The sequence below is a fragment of the Streptomyces sp. NPDC050658 genome (assembly GCF_044457025.1).
Classification (GTDB): domain Bacteria; phylum Actinomycetota; class Actinomycetes; order Streptomycetales; family Streptomycetaceae; genus Streptomyces.
On the sequence record NZ_JBITGM010000003.1, the window covers coordinates 161368 to 185274 of the forward strand.

At 71.7% G+C, this 23907-nt stretch carries 16 protein-coding genes and 1 riboswitch; of the genes, 6 read left to right on the forward strand and 10 right to left on the reverse strand.

What is annotated here, in order from left to right; genetic code table 11:
- Nucleotides 1-130 precede the first annotated feature (130 nt).
- Entirely contained in the window at nucleotides 131-1642 is a 1512-nt protein-coding gene (locus ACIBKX_RS12285; protein ID WP_363273021.1) for a DUF6350 family protein, read from the reverse strand.
- Between the two features lie 158 nt (nucleotides 1643-1800).
- Between ACIBKX_RS12285 and ACIBKX_RS12290 the strand changes: the two genes are divergently transcribed.
- Nucleotides 1801-3051, forward strand: coding sequence for a sigma factor-like helix-turn-helix DNA-binding protein (locus ACIBKX_RS12290; protein ID WP_363273020.1), 1251 nt, complete (start codon nucleotides 1801-1803; stop codon nucleotides 3049-3051).
- Nucleotides 3052-3190: 139 nt separating this feature from the next.
- Here the strand turns inward: ACIBKX_RS12290 and sucD are convergent, their stop codons facing one another.
- From sucD to ACIBKX_RS12325, 7 genes are all read right to left on the reverse strand, one after another.
- Nucleotides 3191-4075, reverse strand: a complete 885-nt coding sequence (gene sucD / locus ACIBKX_RS12295) for a succinate--CoA ligase subunit alpha (RefSeq protein ID WP_360768732.1) — start codon at nucleotides 4073-4075, stop codon at nucleotides 3191-3193.
- 21 nt (nucleotides 4076-4096) lie between these two features.
- Entirely contained in the window at nucleotides 4097-5275 is a 1179-nt protein-coding gene (sucC, locus tag ACIBKX_RS12300; RefSeq protein WP_363273019.1) for an ADP-forming succinate--CoA ligase subunit beta, read from the reverse strand.
- Between the two features lie 335 nt (nucleotides 5276-5610).
- Complete coding sequence (locus ACIBKX_RS12305) at nucleotides 5611-6624, reverse strand: hypothetical protein (protein WP_363273017.1); 1014 nt, start codon at nucleotides 6622-6624, stop codon at nucleotides 5611-5613.
- A gap of 150 nt (nucleotides 6625-6774) precedes the next feature.
- Nucleotides 6775-7725, reverse strand: a complete 951-nt coding sequence (locus tag ACIBKX_RS12310) for a hypothetical protein (RefSeq protein WP_363273016.1) — start codon at nucleotides 7723-7725, stop codon at nucleotides 6775-6777.
- Between the two features lie 108 nt (nucleotides 7726-7833).
- Nucleotides 7834-9042 (reverse strand): VWA domain-containing protein, encoded by a 1209-nt coding sequence (locus tag ACIBKX_RS12315; RefSeq protein WP_363273015.1) that lies wholly within the window; start codon nucleotides 9040-9042, stop codon nucleotides 7834-7836.
- Nucleotides 9042-11549: a DUF5682 family protein gene (locus ACIBKX_RS12320; RefSeq protein ID WP_363273014.1), complete on the reverse strand. Its 2508-nt coding sequence runs from the start codon at nucleotides 11547-11549 to the stop codon at nucleotides 9042-9044. The genes ACIBKX_RS12315 and ACIBKX_RS12320 overlap by 1 nt, the downstream gene beginning before the upstream one ends.
- A 39-nt stretch (nucleotides 11550-11588) precedes the next feature.
- A complete protein-coding gene (locus ACIBKX_RS12325; protein ID WP_363273013.1) occupies nucleotides 11589-12782 on the reverse strand; it encodes an AAA family ATPase in 1194 nt (397 codons plus the stop codon).
- Nucleotides 12783-12937: 155 nt separating this feature from the next.
- On the opposite strand from ACIBKX_RS12325, the gene ACIBKX_RS12330 reads away from it, so the two are divergent.
- Nucleotides 12938-14305: an SWIM zinc finger family protein gene (locus tag ACIBKX_RS12330; protein ID WP_363273012.1), complete on the forward strand. Its 1368-nt coding sequence runs from the start codon at nucleotides 12938-12940 to the stop codon at nucleotides 14303-14305.
- Nucleotides 14306-14363: 58 nt separating this feature from the next.
- Nucleotides 14364-16073 carry a DUF5691 domain-containing protein gene (locus tag ACIBKX_RS12335; protein WP_363273011.1) on the forward strand — a complete coding sequence of 570 codons (1710 nt, stop codon included), beginning with the start codon at nucleotides 14364-14366 and terminating at the stop codon, nucleotides 16071-16073.
- A gap of 71 nt (nucleotides 16074-16144) precedes the next feature.
- On the opposite strand, the gene ACIBKX_RS12340 is transcribed toward ACIBKX_RS12335, so the two are convergent.
- Nucleotides 16145-16561, reverse strand: coding sequence for a cobalamin B12-binding domain-containing protein (locus ACIBKX_RS12340; RefSeq protein WP_363273010.1), 417 nt, complete (start codon nucleotides 16559-16561; stop codon nucleotides 16145-16147).
- A gap of 404 nt (nucleotides 16562-16965) precedes the next feature.
- Here ACIBKX_RS12340 and ACIBKX_RS12345 point away from each other — a divergent pair, with 404 nt between their 5' ends.
- Complete coding sequence (locus ACIBKX_RS12345; protein ID WP_363273009.1) at nucleotides 16966-17820, forward strand: alpha/beta fold hydrolase; 855 nt, start codon at nucleotides 16966-16968, stop codon at nucleotides 17818-17820.
- A 252-nt stretch (nucleotides 17821-18072) separates the two neighbouring features.
- Complete coding sequence (locus ACIBKX_RS12350; protein ID WP_363273008.1) at nucleotides 18073-19626, forward strand: M23 family metallopeptidase; 1554 nt, start codon at nucleotides 18073-18075, stop codon at nucleotides 19624-19626.
- A gap of 129 nt (nucleotides 19627-19755) precedes the next feature.
- Here the strand turns inward: ACIBKX_RS12350 and pcrA are convergent, their stop codons facing one another.
- On the reverse strand, nucleotides 19756-22251 hold the full coding sequence (pcrA, locus tag ACIBKX_RS12355) for a DNA helicase PcrA (protein WP_363273007.1): 2496 nt from the start codon (nucleotides 22249-22251) through the stop codon (nucleotides 19756-19758).
- Nucleotides 22252-22493: 242 nt separating this feature from the next.
- A riboswitch (cyclic di-AMP (ydaO/yuaA leader) is annotated at nucleotides 22494-22650 on the forward strand.
- 7 nt (nucleotides 22651-22657) lie between these two features.
- On the opposite strand from pcrA, the gene ACIBKX_RS12360 reads away from it, so the two are divergent.
- A complete protein-coding gene (locus tag ACIBKX_RS12360) occupies nucleotides 22658-23872 on the forward strand; it encodes an NlpC/P60 family protein (RefSeq protein ID WP_363273006.1) in 1215 nt (404 codons plus the stop codon).
- Nucleotides 23873-23907 lie beyond the last annotated feature (35 nt).

Here is a 23907-nt window from a genome sequence, read left to right on the forward strand (position 1 = left end):
TCTCCCGCCCACCCCCTGCCCCCTTGCTGTGGGCAGGCGTTCCGCAGGGCGAGTGGGGTCTCCCCTGGTCGAGCGGAGCCGAGAGCTTGGGGAAGGGTGGGCACAGCCCCAGTGCCGGGTGCCCGGAGCGTCAGGGGGCAGGGGGAGGCCGCTCCCCTGCTTCCCTCAGCGCAGTCCAGCGGGCCTCGCGGGCAGCGTCGGAGTGCCAGTCCTCACTGCTGCCGCCCGGCGAGAAGTCGTACGGTTCGAACGCCGAGGTCTCCGGAGGCGCAACCTCCGGAAGAGCAGCCGCACGCCTCCGCAGCCGCGGCCACCGCAGGCGCAGCCGCCGCAGCCCCGGCGCAGCCGTCCGCGTACGCAACCGCCAAGCCCGCACGGCCAACGCCCCCGGCACCCCGATCCCCCCGCACCAGGCCAACGCCGCACCCCCCACCTGCCACCACACAGGACCGAACTCGGCAAGCACCGCCACCCCCAACGCCCCACCCGCCAACGCCCCGAGCCCCGCCACCACCACCCCGCACAACACCGCCGCCACCCCCGCGACAACAGCCGTCCTCCCCCGCGACCACGCCTCCTCCCGCGCCCCGTACGCCGGCGCGGCCACCCGCACGGTGAACCACGCCACCGCACACCCCGCCGCCACCGGCACCACCCCCGCGGCCCACGTCAGCGGCGACCCCGCCCCCTCCCCCGGAACCGCGGCCAGCAACGGAAACGCCGGCAACAACGGCCCGGCCCCCACCGAAAGCGGCCCCGCCGCACTCCCCGCCCCCAGCACAAACCCGGGCCCGAGCCCATACGCCGCCCCCCACACCGCCGCGTTCGGCGCCAGCGCGACAGCCAGCAGCAGCACCGCGAACCGCCCCGACCACACGTCAGTGACCTGCGCGAACGACTCCCGCACCTGCCCCCCGTGCAGCACCAGCGACACCGCCACGATCAGCGCACCACCCCCGAGCAACACGAGCGTCCCGGCCGCCGCGGCCCGCGTGACGGCAAGGACACATCGGCGTACGAAGAAGGGACGTACCCCCGAAGGAAGCACACCCAGCGCCCGCGTCACCCACGACGGCAGCGGCCCCCGCGGCCGCCCGTGCGCCGCCCACACCCCCGATGCCCCCGCCCCCACCGCCACCACCGGCAGCCACACCGCCGCGCTCACCCACGACGGCCGCAGCTCACCCCCGGCGGCGTACAGCGTCGCCGCCGCGCCGACCAGCAGATAGCCGCCGACGACCCCGCACCACGCGGTACGCACCGCCATCCCCCGCCCCTCGGGATCCGCCGCGTCCCGCGCCGCCCGGTGCACGAGCCAGCCCGGCAGCGCCACCAGGAGCAACGGCGTCACCCCGACCGGCGCGGGCACCCCGGACAGCGTGTCCGTCCTGATCAGCTCGGTCCCGTGGGCGGTCAGCCACACCGCGGCCGCGACATGCAGCGCCCCGCCGGGCCCGCTGTCCGGATAGGGCGAGCTGATCCACAGCACCATCACCAGGACGGCACACGAACCGAGCCCGAGCCCGGCCGCGACGGCCCCGCCGAACAGGCACGTCCCCAATCCGGGCGATCGGCCGCGGGCCCGCTCCAACAGCGGCTTCAGGGGCGGCAACGGAGAGCTGCGGTCGGTGAGGTGCGTCACACGGCCATGCTCCCAACGACACGCGCTTTCTCCCTGTAACAGGCGAATACCCGATGTGTCGCTCAAGATACGTTTATGTACTTTTTCGTACGGCGGTTCAGCTGCGCCCGGCTACCCGCCGCACGACGGCACACGGCCCCCGGCGCGGAGAGTCCGACATGACCCAGAGCAGCCCTGCTACCCCGTTGCCGTCCCCCAAGGAACGCCGGCGTCTGCGCGAGGCCCGGTCCCTGAGCCAGGCCGAACTCGCCGAGAAGGTGGGCGTCACCTGCGCGACGGTCCGGTCCTGGGAGTCGGGCCGCACCACTCCACGGGGCCGCAGACGAGAGGCGTACGCGAAGCTGCTGGCCACTCCGGCCGCGACGGCGAAGCCTCCCGCGTCCAAGCCGGTCCCGACAGCGCCGATCCCCGGCGCGGTGACCACACCGGAGCGGCCACCCGCCAAGACCGTGCGCCGCGCCAAGACCGTGCGCCGCGCCAAGACCCTGCGCCCGGCCGAGACCGTGCACCTTGCCAACACCGTGCACCCGGCCGAGACAGTGCATCCTGCCAAGACCCTGCGCCCCGCCGAGACCCTGCCCCCCGCCGAGACCGCGCCCCCCGCCACGAAGCTGACCCCCGCCCAGGCCTTCGACGCCCTCTGCGCGACCTGCGCCCCCACCCTCGTCCGGCAGACCTATCTCCTCACCGGCCGCCGCACCCTCGCCCAGGAATCCGTCGAGCGCGCCTTCCAGCTCGCCTGGCAGCGCTGGCCCGAGGTCGCCGTCGACCGCGACCCCGAGAGCTGGGTCCGCGCGGCGGCCCACGAGTACGCGATGTCCCCCTGGCACCGACTGCGCCCCGCCCACCGGCAGCCCGAGGCGCCGCCCGCCGAACCGGCCGACCGCGCCTTCCTCGACGTACTCCTGAGCCTGCCGCCCGCCCAGCGCCGCACCCTGCTGCTCTACGACGGCGTCGGCCTCGACCTGCCCGAGACGGCCGCCGAGACGGAGGCCAGCACCCCCGCCGCCGCCAACCGCCTGCTGCGCGCCCGCGAGGCGATCGCCGCGAAGCTGCCCGACACGGCGGCCACGCCCGACGCCCTGCACCGGCGCCTGGGCGAACTCTGCACCGCCGAGAAGCTGCGGCCCCCGAGCGCCGACCGGGTCCGCACCGGAAGCGAGCACCGCGCCCGCTTCTGGACCCGCGCGGCGATCGCCTTCACCGCCCTGATCATCGGCGCGACGGCCCTCACCCTCCGCACGGCCCCCACCCACTACGAGCCCCCGCAGTCCCCGGGCAAGGCCATCAACGGGGTACCGCCGAGGATGGGACCGGGTCCGCTGTCGTACCAGGACGAGACCCTGCACAAGAAGCTCCGGGGCGAGCTGACAAGCGGCCCAGAGCGCCTGACCCCGCAGGCGGAATAGGCGCCCCAAGCGGAATAGGCTCCCCAATGGGGCGCGGGGAACTGCGCGACAAGCCCCCACGAACCCGCAGATCAAAACAGCAAGTGGGCCCGCACCCCCGGAAGAGGTGCGGGCCCACTTTTCAACGGTTCAGGCAGACTCAGCCCGCGAGGATCGCCCGCGCGAGCTTGGCCGTCTCGGTCGGCGTCTTGCCGACCTTGACCCCGGCGGCCTCAAGGGCCTCCTTCTTGGCCTGTGCGGTGCCAGAAGAACCGGAGACGATCGCGCCGGCGTGACCCATGGTCTTGCCCTCGGGCGCGGTGAAGCCCGCGACGTAACCGACGACCGGCTTCGTCACGTTGGCCTTGATGTAGTCCGCCGCACGCTCCTCGGCGTCGCCGCCGATCTCGCCGATCATGACGATCAGGTCGGTGTCGGGGTCGGCCTCGAACGCCTCGAGGGCGTCGATGTGCGTCGTGCCGATGACCGGGTCGCCACCGATGCCGACGGCCGACGAGAAGCCGATGTCACGGAGCTCGTACATCATCTGGTACGTCAGCGTGCCGGACTTCGAGACCAGGCCGATGCGGCCCGGCTTCGTGATGTCGCCCGGGATGATGCCGGCGTTCGACTGACCCGGCGTGATCAGACCGGGGCAGTTCGGGCCGATGATGCGGGTCTTGTTGCCCTTCGACTTCGCGTACGCCCAGAAGGCGGCGGAGTCGTGGACGGCGATGCCCTCGGTGATGACCACGGCGAGCGGGATCTCGGCGTCGATCGCCTCGACCACGGCGGCCTTGGAGAAGGCCGGCGGCACGAAGAGGACGGAGACGTTGGCGCCCGTCGCCTCCATGGCCTCCTTGACCGTGCCGAAGACCGGCACGGACGTGCCGTCGAAGTCGACCTCGGTGCCGGCCTTGCGCGGGTTCACGCCGCCGACGATGTTCGTGCCGTCACCCAGCATGAGCTTGGTGTGCTTCATGCCCGTGGCACCGGTCATGCCCTGGACGATGACCTTGCTGTCCTTGTTGAGGAAGATAGCCATGGCTGTTCTGTCCCTCGTCCCTTACTTCGCGGCCGCGAGCTCGGCGGCCTTGTCGGCCGCGCCGTCCATGGTGTCCACACGCTGCACGAGCGGGTGGTTGGCGTCGCTCAGGATCTTGCGACCCAGCTCCGCGTTGTTGCCGTCGAGGCGCACGACCAGCGGCTTGGTGACTTCCTCGCCCTTGGACTTGAGGAGCTCCAGGGCCTGGACGATGCCGTTGGCGACCTCGTCGCACGCGGTGATGCCGCCGAAGACGTTGACGAAGACGGACTTGACGTCCGGGTCGCCGAGGATGATCTCCAGGCCGTTCGCCATGACCTCGGCCGAGGCGCCGCCGCCGATGTCGAGGAAGTTGGCGGGCTTGACGTTGTTGTGCGCCTCACCGGCGTACGCGACGACGTCGAGGGTGCTCATGACGAGACCCGCGCCGTTGCCGATGATGCCGACCTCGCCGTCGAGCTTGACGTAGTTGAGGTTCTTGGCCTTGGCGGCAGCCTCGAGCGGGTTGGCTGCGTCCTTGTCCTCGAGGGCCTCGTGGTCGGGCTGGCGGAAGTCGGCGTTCTCGTCGAGCGAGACCTTGCCGTCAAGGGCCAGGATGCGGCCGTCCTTGGTCTTCACCAGCGGGTTGACCTCGACGAGGAGCGCGTCCTCGGCGACGAAGGTCTCCCACAGGGTCACCATGGCCTCGGCGACACCCTCGGCCACGTCGGCCGGGAACTTCGCCTGGGCGACGATCTCGCGGGCCTTCTCGATGGTCACGCCCTCGACGGCGTTGACCGGGACCTTCGCGAGGGCCTCGGGGGTCTTCTCCGCGACCTCCTCGATGTCCATGCCGCCCTGCACCGACGCCATGGCGAGGAAGGTGCGGTTGGTGCGGTCCAGGAGGTACGAGACGTAGTACTCCGCCTCGATCTCCGGGGACAGCTCGGCGATCATCACCTTGTGGACCGTGTGGCCCTTGATGTCCATGCCGAGGATGTCCGTCGCGCGAGCGACGGCCTCGTCCGGGTTCGCCGCCAGCTTCACGCCGCCGGCCTTGCCGCGGCCACCGACCTTCACCTGCGCCTTGACGACCGACTTGCCGCCCAGCTTCTCGGTGGCCTGACGCGCCGCCTCAGGCGTGTCGATGACTTCACCGGCCAGCACCGGTACACCGTGCTTGGCGAAGAGGTCCCTCGCCTGGTACTCGAACAGGTCCACGCGCGTCCGTCCCTTTTCCGTGATCTCGCTGCGATCTCGCTGCTTTGTGGTCAGCTGTCTGCGTGGGCGTGCCGCGGAGGGCAACGTGACTGCGCTGTCACAAGGGAGGCGTAGGACGGAGTCCGGTACGCGGCATGTCCGTCTCGCAGGTTATCGCCGAGGGAGGCGGGTCCCTAAATCGCGGATCACATTTGGGCGGTGATGACTGTCACAGATTCCGCCCTCACAGCCGCCTGATTACGGGGGTGAGCGGCCCCTGAGCTTCCAGGGGCCGCCCGTTTGCACCCGTTACTACAGGTAGGGCTGGTGCTGCCGTACGGGTGGCTCGTTCTTGATCAGCCGTTGTGCGTCGCGTTGTACGTCGCGTTGTGCGTCGCGTTGTACGCCTGCTCGTACGTCGGCAGGTAGCTCGGGGCCACCGAGTCGGTCACGCCCTGGACGCCCGTGACGGCGTTCCCGGCGAGCGACTGCGCGTCGGGGGCGACCGTGCCGGTCAGGTCCTGCGCGAACGGCTGGACCTGTCCGACGACACCGCCGGCGAACGGCGCCACGTCGCCCGTCACGCCGTACGCGAGCTGGTCCGCGCTGCCGCCGACACCCTGCACGACGGGGCTCACCTGGTCGGTGACGGTCCGCACGAGCGGCGAGACCGAGCCGACGACGCCACCGGCGAAGGGCTGCACGTCGTCGGCGACGACACTCTGCGCGAACGGCGTGACCTCGCCGACGACACCGCCCGCGAACGGCTGTACGTCGCCGACGACGCCCTGCGCCAGGTACGTGACGTCATTGACCGCCTGGCCCGCGACCGGCACGACACCGGCCACGGCGGTGGCGGCGACGGGCGGCAGCACGGCGGTGGCCGTCTCGTCGACGATGGGCGCGGCGGTCGTGGTGGCCGTCGTCGTGGCCGTCGCGGTGGCGTTCGCCGTGGTGTTCTCCAGCTCCGGGGCGAAGGCGGAGAGAGGGCCGAAGAGGTAGTCGACGGAGTCCTCGGGGGTGCTGACGTCCGGGGTGGTCACCGCCGGGGCGTCGACCTGGGGGAGGTCGGCCTTGGGGGCGGCGGCCTTGACGTCGGCGACGGTGGACTCGGCCTCCGCCACGGTGGACTTCGCCTTCTCCTTGACCTCGGCGACGTCGCCCTTGGCGCCCGAGACGGAGACGTCGTCGACGCTCACGTCGTCGACAACGTTTACGTCGTCCACCGCGTCGACCGCGTCGGCGGCCTGGTCCGGCAGGGCGATGGAGTGCTGCGGCAGCTCGTCCGCACTGGCGACGGCGGAGCCGAGCGCCCAGGCACCCGTGACACCGGCGGCTATGACGATGGAACGGCGGATGTTCTTGTTCATGCTTGCGTCAGATCCTTCGAATTCGAGCTCTGGCATGCGCGCGAGCTCCGGCTGTGGATCCGGCCCGGTCCGGGGATGTCCGGGAAGGGGGCCGGCGGGCAGACCTGTTCCGCCCCCGCGCGGCAGGTCATCGCGGGGAGAAGGGCTGCCCTAGCCAGGGAATTCGGGGATGTCCCGGTGTCTGTCGCGGATCGGCGCGGAGACCTGAGAGGCCCCCGCACCCGGCATCAGCCGCACCGGCGCACGGTCGGCACCCGAGGCGGCACCCGGCTCGCCGTGCCGTGTCGAACTTCCGTCACCGGCCGAAGGCCCGCCCAGCGTCCGCACCGGATCGCCGGGCGCGGGGAAGGGGGCGTGCCCGCCACGGTGGGCATCGGCGGAGTCACCACCGCCGTCGCCGGGGAAACGCTCGCCTCGCGCTGTCCCGCCGAAGGGATACGCCGCGTCGCCTGTGCCGTACGAGGACTCGGCCCGCGGCGCATGGGACTTCCGCCCCTCGTGCGCGGCGGCACGCGCCGCGCCCTGGTCGCCACCGGACCCGGCGACGCCATCGGACGGGCCTGAACCGGCACCGGCACCGGCACCGATGCCGGTATCGGGGGCCGGAAGCGCCGGTGCTTCCGGCATCTGCGGCATGCCCGGCAGCACCCGCTGGGGCGCACCGTCGAGCAGCCCGGTGACCTCGTCGACGATGGGCCGCACGACACCGCGCACGGCGACGTCACGCACGCCGTCGACGGCGCGCTCGGCGGCCTGGGCACCGGCGGCAAGCTTTTCGGGAGCCTCGCGCACAGTCGAGCGCGCGTCCCGCACCCCTGAATCCGCCGAATCCGCCGAATCCGCTGAAACTGCCGTATCTGCCGTATCTGCCGTATCTGCTGTATCTGCTGTATCTGCCGTATCCGCATCGACCGAGCGCGCGGATTCCACGCGATCGGGCGCCGTCGGCAGTCCGTCCGCCGCCTGTGCCCGCTCACCGCAGAGGAAGCCGAGCACGAGCAACCCCGCGAGCAGCAGCATCACTTGCAGCGCACGCCGCCCGGCCACCGCGCGCACCAGGCGCACGGCGGCATCGGGCAGAACGGCTGCTGCGGGGTTCAAGACGAGGGGGATCCTCTGCTGGGTCGAGTCCGAGGTGGCGTGAAGCGCACGGCGGAATGAAGCCCGCCGATCCTCGCACGGGGCGCCCGCCCTCGCGCAAGTCCCCTGTTACCGATGCGTATTCATGTCCGGTATGGGAAGAGGGCGCCTTTCGATCGCCGCTGCCATCACCTCGGGGAAGAGATCCGGGGTGCAGGCGAACGCCGGTGCGTCGAGCGCCGCGAGCGCCGCCGCGTGCTCGCGGTCGTACGCCGGTGTTCCTTCGTCGGACAGCGCGAGCAGCGTCACGAACTGCACTCCGGACGCCTTCATCGCCGCGACCCGCTTCAGCATCTCGTCCCGTATGCCCCCTTCGTAGAGGTCGCTGATCAGTACGACGACCGTGTCCGCGGGCCGGGTGATCTGCGACTGGCAGTACGCGAGCGCCCGATTGATGTCCGTGCCGCCGCCGAGCTGCGTACCGAAGAGCACCTCCACGGGATCGTCGAGCTGATCGGTCAGGTCGACCACATTCGTGTCGAAGACGACGAGCCGGGTGTCGATGGACCGCATCGACCCGAGCACAGCGCCGAACACCGAGGCGTAGACGACGGACGCGGCCATCGACCCCGACTGGTCGACGCAGAGGACGACCTCCTTCTTCACGGACTGCGACGCCCGCCCGTACCCGACGAGCCGCTCGGGCACGACCGTCCGGTGCTCCGGCAGGTAGTGCTTGAGGTTGGCCGCGATCGTGCGGTTCCAGTCGATGTCGTGGTGGCGCGGCCTGCTGACGCGCGCGCTACGGTCGAGCGCGCCGGTGAGGGTGGACCGGGTGCGGGTGGCGAGCCGCCGCTCCAGGTCGTCGACCACCTTGCGCACGACGGTGCGCGCGGTCTCCTTGACCGTCTCCGGCATGGCCTTGTTCAGGGAGAGCAGCGTCCCCACCAGGTGGACGTCGGCCTCCACCGCCTCCAGCATCTCCGGCTCCAGGAGCAGCGTGGAGAGACCGAGCCGCTCGATGGCGTCCCGCTGCATCACCTGGACGACGGACGAGGGGAAGTACGTCCGGATGTCCCCGAGCCAGCGCGCCACGGACGGCGCGGAAGCCCCGAGCCCCGCCGTACGCTCCCGACCCCCACCCCTCTTCTCCCCCTTCTCCGCCCCACCGCCGTACAGCGAGGTGAGCGCCCCGTCCATCGCCGCGTCCCGCCCGGCGAGCGCCTGCCCCGTACCGTCCGCGGCGCCGCCACCCAGCACAAGACGCCACCGCCGCAGCCGCTCCTCGCCGGCATCGACGACCCCCTCTTCACCCACGTCGATCGCACTCCTCTCCATCACCCCTGCCCCTCCCCCAACAACAGTCCGACCACCGGCAGTACGGCGTCCGCCCGCGCCGCGTCGAGTTCCGCCCCGAAGCCGGGTATCCCACCGGCCGCGGCAGGGGCGGGGCCGCCCGCCGCGGGCCCGCGCCGCACCAGCTCCCCCAACGTCCGCCGCACGCCCGGCTCATAGGCGGAGAACGTACGCCGCAGCAGCGGCAGCACATCGGTGAAGGAGCCGTCGGAAACCCCGCTCAGCCAGTCGTCGACGAGCCCGAGCAGCCGCTCGTCGTGCACGAGCAACATCCCGCCCCCGGACCCACCCCCGACAAACCCCTCGATCCAGGCGGCGGCTTCCCCAGGCTCACTCCCCCGAGAAAGAGCAACCCCCATCAACCGCCCGGCTTCCCCACTCCCCAACTCCCCACAATCCAACAACAACCGCACACACCGCCCCCGAACAACCCCGGCAACCCCTTCCCGCTCCCCCAACCCCCGCAACGCGCCCAACCACCGCAACCGCAACCCATCGGCACCACCACCGCCCCCACCGCGGACAGACACCAGCCCTCCGCCCCCGCCCCCATTGGCGGGTGTCACCTCTCCCCGCCCGCCCCCGCCGTGGACAGGCGCCACCCCTCCGCGCCCGTTCTCATTGTGGGCAGGCGTTCCGCACAGCGGAACAGGTGGGTACAACGCCCCACTGCCGGGCTCCGATGAAGCAGGCGCCGACTCCCACTCCCCCAACAGCCCCACCGCCTGATGCACCGCATCAACATGCCCCCGCATCGCCAACGCCGCGTCCTGATCAAGCCCGACGCACGCCGGGGGCAACCCCACAAACACCCGCTCGGCAAGCCCCACCGCCACCGAGCCCAACGCCCCCGCCCCCGTACCCCGCACATCCCCATACCGAAGCGCCCGCACCAACGCAGGCAACGCCTGCGCCAGATGCCCCACATCAGCGTCCAACGCCGCCCGATCCGCAAGCACCCGCATCACCACCGGCAACGCATCCCGCAACTCCGCCAGCAGACACCGCTCGGCAAGCGCGGTCACCTCGGAAAGCGCCCCCGCCCCCACCGCCTCCGACTCCACCTTCGCGGTGGCCGCGGCCAGCACCGTGGTCCCCCACACCCCCGCCTCAGCCACCCGCACGGACAACTCCGGCTCCCACCGCAGCCGCCACGTCTCCCGGAACGTCCCCGTACTCCCCCGAGACTCGACAGGCTCCCCCCAGCCGACCCCGAGCAGCCGCAGCCGATGCAGCAGCCTGCTGCGCCCCGCGTCCGTCTCCTTGCGGAGATCCAGCTCCAACTCCCGCTCCAGAGCCTCCGGCTTGAGCCGCAGCTTCCGCTGCAACCGCGTGAGGTCCCGCTGCAACGGCACGGCCGGCGCCGAGTCCGGCACCTCCCCGAGGACGTCCCCGACGACGAGCTTGTCGTGCACCAGGGACAGCGGCACGTCCGAGCCCTCGCACAGCACCGCCCGCACCGCGTCCGTCGTCTCGGTGAGCCCCGGCAGCGGACGCCCCCGCAGCACGGCGAGCGTGTCCGCGAGCCGCACCGCCTCGATGACATGCGCGGAGGACACGACCCTGTCCTCGTCCCGCAGCAGCCGCGCGACCTTCGTCAGCCAGCGCTCCACGGGCCGGTCGGGGGCGTTGAACAGATGCCCGTACCAACCGGGCGACGCGATCCCCGCCCCGTACCCGCTCGCCCGGGCGAGGCGGCGATGCGTCCACGGCACCCACGTCATGTCGACCTTGGCCTTGGGCAGCCCCTTCAGCAGCGCACGGTCGGCCGCCACCGTCACCTTCCGCCGCAGCGCCGGCACATGCCAGGCCCCGCACACCACAGCGACCTGCCCCGGCCCGAACTCCCGCTGCGCCGACCGCAGCTGGATGCGCATCTGGGCCTCGCGCACGAGGTCACGGTCGGACCCGGCATCCGCGCCGGCCTCGTCCTCCTCCCGCAGCACCCCCATGGCTTCGCCCAGCGCCTCGAACGGTGCGAACGCGTCCCCGCCCGCGCCCCGATGCTCGACGACGTCCTCCCACCACCGCTCGGGATCGTCGTACCCGGCGGTCTCCGCGAGGACCCCGAGCGGATCGACCCGGCTCGAACGCCCCTCGCTCTCCCCCGAGTTCTCCTCGTCCGCCGCCTCTTCCCATGCCAGTGAATGCGCCGCCGGGAGGTCCATGAACCGGACGGGGACCCCCGCCCCTGCGGCCCACTGGATCGCCACCCACTCCGGGGAGAACTCGGCGAGCGGCCAGAACGCCGAGCGGCCCGGCTCGTCCACCACATGCGCGAGCAGCGCGACTGGCGGCCGCATCCCCTCGTCCGCCGCGAGCGCCACCAGCGCGTCGGCCTCCGGCGGCCCCTCGATCAGCACCACTCGGGGAGCCGCCGCCTCAAGCGCGGCCCGCACCGCCCGCGCCGACCCCGGCCCGTGATGCCGCACCCCGAGCAGCAGCGGCTCCCCGCCCCGCGCCACGCCCCCGCGCGCCTCGTCACTCATGCCCCGCACCCCCTCTCACCCAGGCCTCGTCGACGTCCGTCACACACTCACCTCGCGGCACGCGCGGTAGAAGTCCTTCCAGCCGTCACGCTCCCGGACCACCGCCTCCAAGTACTCCTGCCAGATCACCCGGTCCGCCGCCGGATCGCGGACGACCGCGCCGAGGATGCCCGCCGCGACATCGCCGGGGCGCAGCACGCCGTCCCCGAAGTGGGCCGCCAGAGCAAGGCCGTTGGTGACCACGGAGATCGCCTCAGCCGTCGACAGCGTGCCGCTGGGCGACTTCACCTTCGTACGCCCGTCCTCCGTGATGCCGTCCCGCAGCTCGCGGAAGACGGTGACGACGCGGCGTATCTCGTCGATCCCGTCGGGCGCCGCCGGCAGATCGAGCGAGCGCCCGATCTGGTCGACGCGGCGCGAGACGATCTCGACCTCGGCGTCCGCGCTCTCCGGCAGCGGGAGCACCACCGTGTTGAAGCGGCGGCGCAGCGCGCTCGACAGGTCGTTCACCCCGCGGTCGCGGTTGTTGGCCGTGGCGATCAGGTTGAAGCCGCGGACGGCCTGCACCTCCTGGCCCAACTCCGGGATGGGCAGGGTCTTTTCCGACAGGATCGTGATCAGCGTGTCCTGTACGTCGGCGGGGATGCGGGTCAGCTCCTCGACCCGCGCCGTCATGCCCTCGGCCATGGCCCGCATGACGGGACTGGGCACGAGCGCGTCGCGGCTCGGGCCGTGGGCGAGCAGCTGCGCGTAGTTCCAGCCGTACCGGATCGCCTCTTCCGGCGTGCCCGCCGTGCCCTGCACCAGCAGCGTCGAGTCCCCGCTGACGGCCGCCGCCAGATGCTCGGACACCCAGGTCTTCGCGGTGCCGGGCACGCCGAGCAGGAGCAGGGCGCGGTCGGTGGCGAGGGTGCTGACGGCGACCTCGACGATGCGGCGCGGCCCCACGTACTTCGGCGTGATCACCGTGCCGTCCGGCAGGGTGCCGCCGAGCAGATACGTCGCGACGGCCCAGGGCGAGAGCCGCCAGCGGGCGGGCCGCGGCCGGTCGTCCTGCGCGGCGAGCGCGGCGAGTTCGGCCGCGAAGGCGTGCTCGGCGTGCGGGCGCAGCACCTGCGGCTCGCCCGCGGGCGCGGATGCTGACGCAGCGGACACAGCGGACGCAGCTGACGCAGCCGCTGACGCATCCGCGGACTCGTCGTCGGTCGTCGTCCCGTCGACGGAAACGGTCATGGCGCGATCCCCCTCCAGCTCGTCCGGGCACGCCTTGCCCGGATGTGTTTCCAACGGTGCACCACAGCACTGACAATCACCCCTCAAACCGCTCTGACCTGCGAGAATGCCGAGCGTCAGGTGGATTGTCAGTGGTGGGACCTACCGTCGTAGACATGACTCAGCAGGGGGTCCGCTGGACGGCGGATCAGGTGCTGGCATTGGCACCTGACGCCTCGTCACGCAAGGCGGGAAGCAGGCTCGGCATCGCCGGGCCGTGGTCAGAGGCAGGCAGTTCGAGCGAGGGGGTCGTATGGGGTCTGTGCAAGGGAAGCGGCAGTCGGCCGTATCAGACGGTCGTGGACATCGCGGACATCACGGGGGCGTCGGGACCGGCTTGCAAGTGCAGTTGCCCGAGCCGCAAGTTCCCGTGCAAGCACGCGCTCGGGCTGCTGCTGCTCTGGACGACGGGAGCGGATGGAAGGGTTCCCGATGCGCGTCCGCCGGAGTGGGCGCAGGACTGGCTCGCTGCGCGGCGTAAGAGAGCGGAGACGAAGCGGGCACCGGCCGCCGAGCCGGGCCCGCCGGCGCCCGCCGATCCCGAGGCCGCGCGCCGCAGGGCGGAGCGCCGGGCCGAGCGGGTCACGGCGGGGGCGACGGAGCTGGAGCAGCGCCTCTCCGACCTGCTGCGCGGCGGCCTGGCCGCCGCCGAGCAGTCGGGGTACGGGCTGTGGGAGGAGACAGCGGCCCGCATGGTCGACGCCCAGGCACCCGGACTCGCCGCGCGGGTCCGGGAGTTGGGGGCCATCCCGTCCTCCGGGCCCGGCTGGCCGGTGCGGATGCTGGAGGAGTGCGCGCTGATCCACCTCCTCGACCAGGGGTGGCTCAACCGCGAGCGGCTGCCGGACGCGCTGGCCACGACCGTCCGCTCCCGCGTGGGCCTGCCGACACCCGCGCAAGGGCCGCCGGTGCGGGACCACTGGCTGGTGCTCGCGCAGTACGACACGGCGGACAGCAAGCTCACCACCCGCCGCATCTGGCTGCACGGCACGGAGAGCGGGCGTACGGCCCTCGTCCTTTCGTACGGAGCGGCAGGTCGCGCCCCCGCCCTCGCACTGCCGGTCGGCCTGGCACTCGACGCCGAGCTGACCTCGTACCCGGGCGCGGGGCAGTTGCGGACGGACCTGGGGGAGCAGTTCGCGCCGCCGTCCCCCACGACCGTCCGGCCACCGGGTGTCGACGTGACGCAGGCGGCGGCCCGCTACGGAGAGGCGCTGCGGGGCGATCCCTGGCTGGACTCCTGGCCGGTGACGCTGCGCGAGGTGATACCGACACCGCACGCGGACGGCTGGCAACTGGCCGCCGCAGAGGGCGACATGGCTCTCCCGATCACCCCGGCCGCAAGCTCCCGACCTGGGCTGTGGCGCTTGGTGGCACTCTCCGGAGGCGCTCCGGTGACGGTGTTCGGCGAATGTGGCCACCAGGGCTTCACACCCCTGACGGGCTGGCCGCAAGGAACGGGAGAAGCGGTGCCGTTGTGCTGAACCGACCGGAGCTTCAGCCGAAACGACCCGCACCCCACAGGAACAGGAAGGAGACCTCATGACCGGCACGACCCCGCTCGGCGAGGCCGCCGCCACCTCCTGGGAAGAGCTGGTCACCGCCGCGCTCCTGGGGACCGACCGCCGCACACCCCCCGTCGCGGTTCCGGGCAGGAACGCCCCGTCGGCCCTGCTTGACGCGGCCGCCGTACAGACCGTCCGGCGCAGGGCAGGCCTGTGCCCCGCGCCCGCCGCCGTGCCGCCCGAGCCCGCGGCGGACGACCCCAGGCCCAGGGTGCCGCCCCTGGCCGGCCGCCGCCTGGCCACGCTGCTCACCGAGCAGCCCGGCACGGCCAGCGGCCGGCGCGGCGCGGTGCCCGATCTGATGGAACTGCTGCCGCAGTGGCTGACGCTGGCCAACGAGCGGGGTTTCGCCCCGCCCCCGGAGCTGCTGCCCGCGCTTCTGAACGCGGCCCGTGGGCGCACCGACCTGCGCCCTCAGGCCCTCGCCTTCGCCGGGCCGCGCGCGCTGTGGCTCGCGCGGCTCAACCCCGACTGGAAGTTCGCGCTGCGCTCCACTCCGGGCGGCGGAGTCGCGCTGCCCGCCCCGGAGGACACGGGGCGGGTCCGGCAGCTCTGGGAGGAGGGCCTGTTCGCCGAGCGCGTCGCCCTGCTCGCCGCCGTGCGGGCGCACGATCCGGACGCCGCGCGGGAGCTGCTCGCCGGATCATGGGGCACGGAGCGCGCGGAGGACCGCCTGATGTTCCTCGACTCCCTGCGGGCGCGGCTCCACCCCGCCGACGAGCCGTTCCTGGAGCAGGCGCTCACCGACCGCAGCCGCAACGTCCGGGCGACGGCGGCCGAGTTGCTCTCCGCCCTCCCCTCCTCCGCGCTCGCCGCGCGGATGGCGGACCGCGCCGCGTCCTGCGTGGCCATCGACCACGCGAACGGCACGAGGAGCACGCCGACCCTCACGGTCGAGGCCCCGCACGAGTGCGACGCGGGCATGGAGCGCGACGGCGTCACGCCGACGCCGCCCGCCGGGCGCGGTGAACGGTCTTGGTGGCTAGGCCAGTTGGTGGAGTCGACCCCGCTCACCGCCTGGATGCGGCATCTCGGTGGTCGTACGCCCGAGGAGATCGTGGCGCTACCGGTGGCCGACGACTGGCGGGGCGAGCTGCACGCCGCGTGGTGCCGTGCCGCCGTGCGGCAGCGCGACGCGGCCTGGTCCCGGGCGCTGCTCGGCGCTCCCGCGTCCCCCGACGCGGCGGGGCCGGGCGCCGCCTCGCTCGCCGAGCGGGCGAAGCTGCTGGCCGCGCTGTCGGCCGGGGAGCAGGCCGACTGGGTCGCGGGGTTCATCGCGGCGCACGGGCTCTCGGAGGCGTTCCAGCTGCTCGGTGTCTGCGCGGTGCCGTGGTCGGAGCCGCTGGGCCGGGCCGTGGTGGACGCGTTGAACATCGCGCGGGACGCGGGCAGTTACCCATGGAGCTTCAGCGGCGTGATGGGCCTCGCGGAGCGCTGCCTCGACCCGGCGGAGTCGGTCCGCCTCGACGCGCTCACCGCGATTCCGGACGAGCCGGAGGACGCGTCACCGGGCGCGGGCGGCTACTGGTCGGAGGCGTTCCAGCGCCTGGTCAGTACGTTGCGGCTGCGCGCGGCGATGCGGGCGGAACTGGGCGCGGCCCCGCAGCCGCCGATGCCAGTGCCGGACCAACCAGAACGGCCGAACCAGCCAAACCAGCCAGAGCAGCCAGAACAGGGGACGCGATGACCACCGACGCCCCCACCCGCACAGAGCCGACCGGTTCAGGAACCGACCGACTCCGCACGGAACCGCCCGCCTCAGGCCCCCGTCGACTGCCGCACGTTCGCCCGCACCCAGTCCACGATCGAAGCCGTCGTCGCGCCGGGCGTGAAGATCTCCGCGACGCCCTTCGCCTTGAGCGGCGTGATGTCGTCCTCGGGGATGATGCCGCCGCCGAAGACCTTGATGTCCTCCGCGTCGCGCTCCTTGAGCAGCTCGATCACGCGCGCGAAGAGCGTGTTGTGCGCACCGGAGAGGATGGACAGGCCGATCGCGTCGGCGTCCTCCTGGATCGCGGTGTCCACGACCTGCTCGGGCGTCTGGTGCAGTCCGGTGTAGATGACCTCCATACCGGCGTCACGCAGTGCCCGCGCGATCACCTTGGCCCCGCGATCATGACCGTCGAGACCCGGCTTGGCGACCACCACGCGGATCGGACCGGCTGCCACACCCATCACTGCCTCCATGTACCGATATCCATCTGTCCGAGCACTGGCACCCCGTGCCGCACCGGCCGGGGAAGTGAACGAACGTTATCTCCAGCATCTCTCACCCGGCAGTTTCACGGTGGAGAGCGAGGGGGAAATCACACGATGGGACACGTTCGCTGCGCGCCACTCCCGTATCCGGCGGCCTTCGGACCGCCTCCGGGACGGCGCGAGGGGAGCCGCACAGAGGTCGCCGCACCACCACGCGGTCAGCCGCGCGGCGTGATGGTGCGGCGCACCGGCGATCGCGCCGGCCGCCGGTGCACCACCGGCGACCGCAGCACACCGCCGCCCGACCTCCGCCGCGCCTTCCCCCTACGGGCACACGGGGGCCGGAGCCGTCCTCCCGCGTGCCGACCGGGAGGTCGACCATGACCGTCACGAGGGTGCTGCCCTTTCGCCCGCTCTGCTCCGTGCTCCCCGTCAGACTGGCGGGGATCTCCCTGACCCTGCTGAAGGCGACCGCCCTGGAGCTGGCCATCCTCGCCGGGCATCTGCTCCTCTACCCGTCGGGCATCGTCCCGGAACGCAGGGCCGCCCCCGAACAGTCCCCGCCCGAGGCCCAGCAGCTCCCCACCAAGAGCAGGCCCCCGGTCGTCCTCCTGCACGGCTTCATCGACAACCGCTCGGTCTTCGTCCTGCTGCGCCGCTCCCTCGCCCAGCACGGCAGCCGTCATGTGGAGTCCCTCAACTACTCCCCCCTCACCTGCGACATCCGCACCGCCGCCGAGTTGCTCGGCCGCCATATAGAGGAGATCTGCGAGCGCACGGGACACGCCCGGGTCGACATCGTCGGCCACAGCCTCGGCGGACTCATAGCCCGCTACTACGCCCAGCGCCTCGGCGGCGACAACCGCGTACGCACCCTCGTCACCCTCGGCACGCCGCACTCGGGCACACGGGTGGTGCCGCTGGCCGACGCACACCCCATCGTGCGCCAGATGCGCCCCGGCTCAGATGTGATCGAGGAGTTGCGCGAACCCGCGCCGGGGTGCCGCACGCGCTTCGTGAGCTTCTGGAGCGACCTCGACCAGCTGATGGTCCCGCTGGAAACAGCCTGTGTGGACCATCCCGACCTGAACGCGCAGAACGTACGCGTCTCGGGCATCGGTCACCTCGCCCTGCCCGTGCATCCCGCCGTGGCCACGGGAATTCGCCAGGCGATCGACCAGCCGGCGAAGGGCGATCGGGACGCGGGCGCGCTGAACGGACTGACGGTGGCGTGACGCCGGCCGGGACGGGGACGCGGAACTGATCGGTGCGGGGGCCTGAGCAGCGGCTCCCGCACCCGCGTTCCCCACGATTCATCGAACGTTTCTCGAACGCAGGGCCAAAGCTGTGCCCACAGTCCGCCGAAAGGCGGCCGAATGCCCGTTTCCTGAGATCGGGAAACCTGCCGAAGATTGTCGCGCCCGCGTACCGCCGGGTACAGTCACCGCACTGCTCTGCCCCCTGCTGCCGAGGCGAAAGAGAAGTTGGTGAACGACCGTCACCCGTCGGGGACCCCCACCCCCCCGGCCTCGGCACCCGCCGACTATGCGTCCTACGCGTCGTACGACGAGGGCGCGCAGCACGGCGGCTACACCGGGTACGACGGTTACGCCACCGGCGCCTTCGCCACCACCGGTTACGACACGACGGGCACCGACACCGGAACCTTCGCGTCCGACCCGCTCTTCGGCGACATGCCCGGCGGTGCGTACGACACCGGTCAGTGGTCCACCACGGGCACCCAGCAGACCGTCGACTACGACCCGTACGCCACGCAGCACCAAGCCGCGTACGACAGCACGGGTTACGACACCGGCGGCTACGACACCAGCGGAGTCTGGTCGACCGGCGGCTATCAGACCCTCGCCGCGGACATCCCCGCCCAGCCGGGCCCGGACACCAGCGGCCAGTGGGACGCCACCGCCTGGAACCAGCCGCAGCAGACCGGTCAGTGGGAGACCGGCCAGTGGGAGACGCAGGCGTTCGACACCGGCGCGTACGACGCGACCGCGTGGAACTCCCCCGCGGCCCCCGAGACGTACGGAACCCCTGAATCCGTCGAGGCTCCCGAGGCCTACGAGCACGCGGCGTACGCGACCGGGGCACCCGATGCCGCCGAGTCGCCCTACGCGGCCGACGCCGTCGACTCCTACGCCTCCGGGTCCTACGCCCAACCGACCCCCGCCGAGCACGAGTTCACCCCCGACGAGGCGCCCGCCGAGCCGCTCGGCCCGATCCAGCCGGGGCTCGGCCGCGACACCGACGACGAGCCGCCGATCCTGGACCGCTCCCGGGGCTCCCGCTCGCGGACCCGCCGCCGCACCCCCGCCAAGCGTTCCGCTCTCCTCACGGTGGCCGTGCCCTCGGCCTGTGTGATGGGCGTCGCCGGTATCGCCGCCGCCTCCGTGGGTGACTTCGGCGGTGACGACGGCAAGGAGACACAGGCTTCCGCCCCGGACCCGACGTCGGTGAAGCCCTCGGCCGCCAACAACAAGCTGGACACGCAGCTGGCGAACCTCTCGGCGGACGCGGGCGACTTCGCGGACCGGGCGAGCCGCACCCAGGAGCGCATCGACCTCAAGGCGCAGAAGGTGGCCGCCGAGAAGAAGGCCGCCGAGGAGGCCGCCCGCAAGGAGCGGCTGCGCCCCAAGTTCGCACTGCCGGTCAAGCAGCAGGGGCTGAGCGCCTATTACGGCCAGGCCGGCATCAACTGGATGTCGCAGCACTCCGGAATCGACTTCCCGGTGTCGTACGGCACCGAAGTGATGGCCGCGACCGACGGCACCGTCTCCACGAAGTGGAACAGTGCCTACGGAAACATGGCGATCGTGACCGCCAAGGACGGCACGGAGACGTGGTACTGCCACCTCTCCACGCACAAGATCTCCAGCGGTCCCGTCAAGGCGGGCGACGTCATCGCCTTCTCCGGGAACTCCGGCAACTCCACCGGCCCGCATCTGCACTTCGAGGTGCGCCCCGGCGGCGGCTCGGCGATCGACCCGCTGCCGTGGCTGCGCAGCCACGACCTCGACCCGACGTAACCCACGACTGCCGGGCCGCCGCTGCGGCGACGACCTGGCATGCCGCTGCGGCGACGACCTGACGTCACTCAGGCCGCCGCCCCCGCCTTTACGGCTACAGGGCCGTCACGGCTACAGCGCTGTTCCCGGCTACAGCTTCTCCACCGGCGCGTACCTCAGCAGCAGCCGCTTCGGCTTGGGCTCTCCGAAGTCGATCGTCGCTTCCGCGTTGGCCCCCGAGCCCTTCACCCCGACCACGGTGCCGAGGCCGAACTGGTCGTGCGTCACCCGGTCCCCGACCGCCAGCGAGACCACCGGCTTCTCGGTCGCGCGGCGCGTGGCGAAGCCCTGCGCGCCCCCGGCACGCGAGCGGGACGAGGACAGGGAAGAGGTGATTCCCGCGGCGGGCCCGGAGGACGACACCGGTGCGCCGACGGAACCCGTCCGCTTCCAGACCAGTTGGGCCTCCGGGATCTCCTCCAGGAAGCGCGACGGCGGGTTGTACGAGGGCTGGCCCCAGGCGCTGCGCATCGAGGACCGCGTCAGGTAGAGCCGCTCCCGCGCGCGCGTGATGCCCACGTACGCGAGACGGCGCTCCTCCTCCAGCTCCTTGACCTGGCCGAGGGAGCGCATGTGCGGGAAGACGCCGTCCTCCATGCCGGTCAGGAAGACGACGGGGAACTCCAGGCCCTTGGCGGTGTGCAGCGTCATCAGCGTGATGACTCCGGAGCCGTCGTCTTCCTCGTCCGGGATCTGGTCGGAGTCGGCGACGAGCGCGACCCGCTCCAGGAACTCGGAGAGCGAGCCGGAGACACCGGTGCCGGCGGCCTCACCTTCGCCCTCGGCCCCCTCCGCGGCCCCGCTGTCCTGCTCGAACTCCAGGGCCACGGCGGCCAGTTCCTGGAGGTTCTCGATGCGCGTCTCGTCCTGCGGGTCGGTCGACGCCTGCAACTCGGCGAGATACCCGGTCCGTTCGAGCACGGCCTCCAGGACGACGGCGGGGCCCGCGCCGGACTCCACGACGGTCCGCAGCTCCTCCATCAGCGTGTTGAAACGCTTGACGGCGTTCGCCGAGCGGGCCGCCATTCCGTACGCCTCGTCGACGCGCTTCAGCGCCTGCGGGAAGGAGATCTTCTCGCGCTGCGAGAGCGCGTCGATCATCGCCTCCGCGCGGTCGCCGATGCCCCTCTTGGGTACGTTGAGAATGCGGCGCAGCGGGACGGAGTCCTCCGGGTTGGCGAGCACGCGCAGATACGCGAGGACGTCCCGGACCTCCTTGCGCTCGTAGAAGCGGACGCCGCCGACGACCTTGTAGGGCAGGCCGACGCGGATGAAGATCTCTTCGAAGACACGCGACTGCGCGTTCGTCCGGTAGAAGATCGCCACGTCGCCGGCCTTCGCCTCGCCCGCGTCGGTGAGCCGGTCGATCTCGTCGGCGACGAACTGCGCCTCGTCGTGCTCGGTGTCGGCGACATAGCCGGTGATGCGCGAGCCCGCGCCCGCGTTGGTCCACAGGTTCTTGGGGCGGCGGCTCTCGTTGCGCTCGATCACGGCGTTGGCCGCCGTCAGGATCGTCTGGGTGGAGCGGTAGTTCTGCTCCAGGAGGATCGTGGTCGCGTCCGGGTAGTCCTCCTCGAACTGGAGGATGTTGCGGATCGTGGCGCCCCGGAAGGCGTAGATCGACTGGTCCGCGTCACCCACGACACAGAGCTCGGCGGGGTCGTCGCCCTCGCCTCCGGAGGGACCGACCAGCTCGCGCACCAGGGCGTACTGCGCGTGGTTGGTGTCCTGGTACTCGTCGACCATCACGTGGCGGAAGCGGCGCCTGTAGTGCTCGGCGACGTCCGGGAACGCGCGGAACATGTTGACCGTCGTCATGATCAGGTCGTCGAAGTCCAGCGCGTTCGCCTCGCGCAGGCGCGACTGGTACATCGCGTACGCCTGGGCGAGGGTCTTCTCGAAGCCGTCGGCGGCCTGACCCGCGAAGGTCTCCTCGTCGATCAGCTCGTTCTTCAGGTTCGAGATCTTGGCGCTGAAGGACTTCGGCGGGAACTTCTTCGGGTCGATGTCCAGGTCGCGGCAGACCAGGGCCATCAGCCGCTTGGAGTCCGCGGCGTCATAGATCGAGAAGGAGGAGGTCATCCCGATCGTCTTCGCCTCGCGGCGCAGTATGCGGACGCACGCGCTGTGGAAGGTCGACACCCACATCGCGTTGGCGCGCGGCCCGACGAGTTGCTCGACGCGCTCCTTCATCTCGCCCGCGGCCTTGTTCGTGAACGTGATCGCCAGGATCTGTCCCGGATGCACGTTCCTCGCGGCCAGCAGGTACGCGATGCGGTGGGTGAGGACGCGGGTCTTTCCTGAGCCGGCACCGGCCACGATGAGCAGCGGGGAGTCGGCGTGCAGGACGGCCGCCCGCTGGTTCTCGTTCAGCCCGAAGATCAGCGCCGCCGGGTCGATCACCGGTCGGGGGGCGCCGTCCCGGTAATGCGCGTCCCGGGGTGCGGGCGCGTCGAACTCCCCGTCGAACAGATCATCCGGAATGGGCTCCGGAGCGCTGTCCTCGGGCGGCGGCGGGGGCTCCTCCTCCGATGCCCGCGAGGGCTGGAGGTCCGCCAGGAAGCTGTCATCAAAGAGGCTGCTCATCGCCTCCCGAGTCTAGGCCGCCCCACTGACAACCCGCCCCGGGTTCCGGCCACGAACCCCGCCTACACCCCGCCCGCGGACGGTGACACTCCGCTACGACACGACGTGCCCGCGTCAAGAGCTTCGTAAAGTCACGAAAATGTATCGGGCATATCGCACATCAACCTTCACATGAGCCACACGAGTTGGCTAGCGTGCTCCGCGGGCTGCTCGTACTCCCACCGGCGAACCCCGCCGGGAACGGGTGGCCTCCGCCGAGTCCGATCACCTCGGAGCCGGGGACCCACCATGACCTTGGGGTGAATCGGTCCCGTACGTAGTACGGGACTGTAGGGCAACCTTCCGAACCACCCGCCCGAACCCGACAGCTAACCCGGTAGGCGGTCTACGGAAGGAGTCGCCTCCCTTGGCGTCGCACCGCAAGCCGCGGACCCGCATTGCCGGAATACGCACCACTCCCGCCATCGGCATCACGACGGCGGCCCTCACCTCCGTGGCCCTCCTGTCGCAGAGCGCGAACGCTGCCCCCTCCGCGCCGCAGAAGCCCAGCCTCGAAGAGGTCCAGAAGAAGGTCGACGACCTCTACCACCAGGCCGGCGTGGCCACCCAGAAGTACAACTCGGCCAAGGAGCGCACCGAGAAGCAGCGCAAGAAGGTCGACACGCTCCTGGACGACGTGGCCAAGCGCACGGACAAGCTGAACGAGGCCCGCCAGGAACTCGGCTCGTTCGCCGCTGCCCAGTACCGCACCGGCGCCGTCTCCGAGACCGCCACGATGATGCTCGCCGAGGACCCGCAGGGGTACTTCGACCAGAACCATCTCTCGGACCGGCTGACCGAGCGCCAGAAGAAGGCCGTCGACGACTACCAGACGCAGCAGGCGTCGGCGACGAAGCAGCGTACGAAGGCCGCCAAGTCCCTGGAGACGCTGAGCGATTCCCGGGACGACCTGAAGACGAGCAAGGCCGCCGTCCAGGAGAAGCTGACCAAGGCGCGGACGCTGCTCTCGGAGCTGACCGCCGAGGAGAAGGCGCGGCTCGCGGCGATCGAGAAGAAGAAGGAAGAAGAGGCCAAGCGCAAGGCCGCGGAGCTGGCGGCCAAGCAGAAGGCCGAGGCCGAGGCGGAGGCCAAGCGCAAGGCGGCCGAGGAGGCCGCCCAGAAGGAGCGCGAGGAAGAGCAGCAGAACGACGGGACCGACGGGACCGGCGACAGCACGGAGACCCCGGACACCGGCTCCGGCACCGGTTCTGGGGACGCCGACAGCGGCTACGCGACGAAGGCCGCGAAGGTCATCGACTTCGCGGAGGCGCAAATCGGCAAGCCGTACGTGTGGGGCGCGACGGGCCCCGACTCCTACGACTGCTCCGGGCTCACCCAGGACGCGTGGAAGGCCGCCGGGATCGACCTGCCGCGTACGACGTGGGACCAGGTGAAGGTCGGCACGACGGTGAAGACGGCCGACGCCAAGCCGGGCGACCTGGTCTTCTTCTACGACGACATCAGCCACGTCGGGATCTACATCGGCGACGGCAAGATGATCCACGCCCCGAAGCCGGGCACGAACGTCCGCGTCGAGTCGATCTACTACATGCCGATCCACAGCGTGGTGCGGCCGGCGTAACCGTCACACACGAAAACGGCCTCCACGCGTGCGTG